This is a genomic window from Bacillota bacterium (assembly GCA_012837285.1).
Classification (GTDB): domain Bacteria; phylum Bacillota; class DTU030; order DUMP01; family DUMP01; genus DUNI01.
The window spans coordinates 1-3,881 of the sequence record DURJ01000029.1; the positions used below are offsets into that span (position 1 = coordinate 1).

Annotated in this window: 4 protein-coding genes and 1 riboswitch; of the genes, 3 read left to right on the top strand and 1 reads right to left on the bottom strand. The window is 47.3% G+C overall.

Annotated features, from left to right (window positions below):
- The 3 genes from GX016_01740 to GX016_01750 all read left to right on the top strand — a co-directional run.
- Positions 1 to 367 (top strand): DedA family protein (locus tag GX016_01740; protein HHT70285.1); only part of this gene is annotated, 367 nt, incomplete at its 5' end.
- Positions 368 to 728: 361 nt separating this feature from the next.
- Positions 729 to 2,597 carry an aldehyde ferredoxin oxidoreductase family protein gene (locus GX016_01745; protein HHT70286.1) on the top strand — a complete coding sequence of 623 codons (1,869 nt, stop codon included), beginning with the start codon at positions 729 to 731 and terminating at the stop codon, positions 2,595 to 2,597.
- Positions 2,594 to 2,842, top strand: a complete 249-nt coding sequence (locus GX016_01750) for a MoaD/ThiS family protein (protein ID HHT70287.1) — start codon at positions 2,594 to 2,596, stop codon at positions 2,840 to 2,842. The genes GX016_01745 and GX016_01750 overlap by 4 nt, the downstream gene beginning before the upstream one ends.
- Positions 2,843 to 2,847: 5 nt before the next feature.
- Positions 2,848 to 2,966, top strand: a riboswitch (molybdenum cofactor riboswitch).
- A 607-nt stretch (positions 2,967 to 3,573) separates the two neighbouring features.
- On the opposite strand, the gene GX016_01755 is transcribed toward GX016_01750, so the two are convergent.
- Positions 3,574 to 3,881 (bottom strand): energy-coupling factor transporter transmembrane protein EcfT (locus tag GX016_01755; protein ID HHT70288.1); only part of this gene is annotated, 308 nt, incomplete at its 5' end.

Sequence of the window (3,881 nt, forward strand, 5' to 3'; positions counted from 1 at the left end):
AAGATCCAACCTCAGTCTATCAATGATTGCCGTCTGTGCCGCTTTGGGCTATTGCTTGGGGACTCTTATACCGTACTATCTGGCCAAGTACGGAGGACGCAAGCTGCTTTTTAAGTACGGCCGGTACATCTTCCTCTCTACCAAGACCTTCCAGACGGCTGAATCATGGTTCGACCGCTATGGTAACTGGGTTGTTTGTTTCGGGCGTCCTTTCTTTTTCGGCAATTATATCTCCTACCTGGCTGGGCTGGCCACTATGAGGTTAAACACATTTTTGCTTTACACCTTGCTCGGGATTTTGCCCTGGAGTATTGTTTTAAGCGTTTTAGGTTGTTACTGCGGTCAAGCAGCACTGGAATTTTTGTAGTACTTGTTACTAATATAGGAAGAAGAGCGTTTGGTACAGCGTTCTTCTTTTTTCCATTTTCCATGTGGTTTCCGGGTACCTAATGAAGCAGCAATGACAGGGAAAGCCGCACAGAGGCTAATTAGAGAGCAATTTTTAATTGAAAACCCACCTGAGCATGGCTGTTTTATGAAGGAATGTTATGATGCAAGGTTGAATACCAAGTATAGAGACAGTATTCTTGAACGTTAATAATAACGTAGCCATATAACAGCTATTAGGTGTGCAGAATAATCAGACGGCGATACCTTTGTTTTGGTTATTGACATCAAGGGAGGGATTTGTGAGGGCGTAGGATTACAGGATGGGAGGGAGGATAAACATGTTAGGTGGCTACACAGGCAAAATGCTGTTTGTGGACCTTACCAGCGGTGAGTTAAAGGAGAAGGAACTAACAGAGGAACTGGCTTGGAATTTCCTTGGTGGCTATGGTCTTGGAGCGAAGATTTTGTACGAGATGATGCCGGCCGGCACTGATCCTTTGGGACCGGACAGCGTGCTAGGCTTTATTCCTGGCCCGGCTCCAGGCACAAAAGCATTCTTTAGCGGACGCTATACGATAGTGCATAAATCACCGGTGACCGGCGGCTGGAACGATGCCAACTCCGGCGGTTATTTTGGACCGGAACTAAAAAAAGCCGGGTATGACGCTGTTTTTGTCTCCGGCATAGCCCAAAAGCCTGTTTATTTATGGATAAGTGACGGAAAAGCAGAAATCAGAGATGCTTCGCATTTGTGGGGTAAGGATGCCAAAGAGACGTGGGCAGCCCTGCAAGAGGAAACTGGGGACTCTAGGGTACGGGTAGTAACTATTGGACCGGCAGGGGAAAGGATGGCACTTATCTCTTGTCCGATTAACGATGGGCACCGGGCTCCCGGTCGGGGCGGCGGCGGTGCAGTCATGGGTTCTAAAAGGTTAAAGGCAATTGCAGTGCGTGGAACCGGCGAGGTGTCCATGGCTTGCCCGGACAAAATTGTAGAGATCAACAAAGAAGTAAGCGCCATGATGAAAGGAAACCCGGTGGCGGAAGGCTTTGGTACATTTGGCACTGGAGTCGGAACTGGGGCCTCAGCTTTAAGCGGTGACTCACCGGTTAAAAACTGGGGTGGTGTGGGTATCATCGATTTCGGTGAAGAAAGCGCCCAAAAGGTAACTGCCACTACCCTTGATAAGCATAAGACAAAGAAGTACAGCTGTTACAACTGTCCGCTTGGTTGTGGTGCCGAATATGAGGTTAAGTCCGGGCGCTGGCCACTTAAAGAGACAGAGCGTCCCGAATATGAAACCGCAGCCGCTTTTGGTTCTACGTTGCTGTGTGATGAAGAAGACGCCATCTTAAAAGCCAACGAGATTTGTAATCGTTATGGACTGGATACGATTTCTGCCGGCATGACTATTGCTTGGGCCATGGAGTGCTACGACAAAGGAGTTCTTACCCCAGAAGATTTAGACGGTATTGATTTAACCTGGGGCAACGGTGAGGCCATTGTGGCTCTCCTACAAAAAATGGCGGACGGAGAAGGCTGTGGCGCCGTATTAGCCCATGGTTCCGCCTATGCCGCTAAAGCATGGGGCAAGGGGAGCCAGTATCTGCAAACTGCCTCCGGCATCGAACTTCCCATGCACGATCCCCGACTGGGACCCGGTCTGGCCCGGACCTATCAGTATGATCCTACACCGGGACGTCACGTTAAGGGCGGAGTGGGACTGGCACAACTAAGCCAACCGCCGGAGCAGAAATATAATTACCAAAATACCGGAGCGGTAGATTTAGGAGCCACTACTTTTCAAGAGGTCCTTAACTGCCTTGGTTTTTGTATGTTTGCTCCCATTGTGGGAGTGTCACCGGAGATATTTTACCGATATACAGAAGCAATAACCGGCTTGCCTTTTACGCCTGAAGACAGCTTTAACACTGGACTACGCATTCTTAATATGCGCCAGGCGTTTAATTTGCGGGAAGGGATTAAACCGGCCGATTGCACCATCTCTGATCGTGCCGTAGGGAAGCCGCCGCTCACCGCAGGCCCACTGGCCGGTGTTACAGTGGATAACGAACAGCTGGGCCGCAACTTCTTTGCTACTGCTGACTGGGACTTGAAGACAGGAAAACCGTCCTTGGAATCTTTACAGAAACTCGGCTACATGGATGAAGTAATTAAGGATCTTTACACGGCGGCGATGCAGTGAAAATAAAAGTAAAATACTTCGGAATACCGATGGCAAATTTAGGACCGGAGGCAAATTGTTTAGAGTTGCCCGCTAATGCTTCAGTTGAACAACTGCTTCATATAATAAGAGATCAGCTGGAAGGCCAGGATAAGGAGTTGCTGGAGGCGGCTACATTTATGGTAAATAGAACAAGAGCGGAAAAATACACAGTGCTAAAAGACGGTGATGAAGTAGTCATCATGTATTCATTAGCGGGGGGATAATTTACACGTTAACCTCACTCCGAGCCTATTCGCCCGAAGCCGTCAGGTGGGAGATTAGGCCGTTAGGGTATATCTGGGAACGGGTATGCCTCCCAATGTGGAAAGGAGAATGATTTTGAGGCCATGCCGTTAAAGGCAGGGTGGTGCATATGCTACTCTGCCTTTTAAATATGCCTTATGCATTATATCTATGAAGGACGATAGCTTTCCAAATAGGGCTCGAAAAGTGTATTTTCGTATTATTAGCTAGATGCTTGCCATTTCACGCAAGACTGGTATTAATTTCCTGGACGTGCCCTGGCATTTGTGATATCGTCGAAACGTAGATAGTTCTAGAACTCTAAGGTTATCAATGATCGCTAAAGGGATACGGTGGATTTGCAATTCGCATATACCGATTGTATACATAGTGTAGAAAGGAGTATCGGGATGAAGTTCAAAAAACCAGTGGTAGCGTTGGTGATACTGTGTCTCGTGCTGTTTATGGGAATTGTAACTGTGGGTTGTTCATCAAAGGGTATCTGTGATTCCTGCGGTCAGGAGGATACTCTCAATACCTACAAGACTAAATCAGGGGAAAAATTGCGGTTGTGCGACTTTTGTTTTAATGGGTACAAGTTAATGGGTGAATAATCAAAGATATTGGTCATGTTTTCCCGCCTCCTGGTTTTGGTGTTTGACTCCAAACACTATTTTTACCAGGAGGATTTTATTTTGTAACATTTACTTTGCTATTGGAAAATCAAATATGTCCACAGAAAAAATAGAGGGGTTACTAGGATGGCCAGTTTGTCTTTTGTAGACAGGGCTTGTGAGGACATGTAAGTCCTTACAGGGTACAAGCCAAAGGCACGTCCCTCCATAGAGATAGTCAGGTTATCCACGCGGCTCAGGGTCGAAATAACCAGCGGCACGAAAAGGTATCTGACTGCCCGCAGTAAGTTTCTTGGTGAAAGACCTTCAAGCTCAATTCCTTTGGCCATCTGGGCGTTCCTTACCTGTTCCAATTCCAGGTGAAAAACTGGGATAAAGCGCAGCG

Coding starts and splice junctions, on each gene's coding strand:
- GX016_01745 (HHT70286.1), top strand. CDS start 729: ATGTTAGGTGGCTACACAGGCAAAATGCTGTTTGTGGACCTTACCAGC.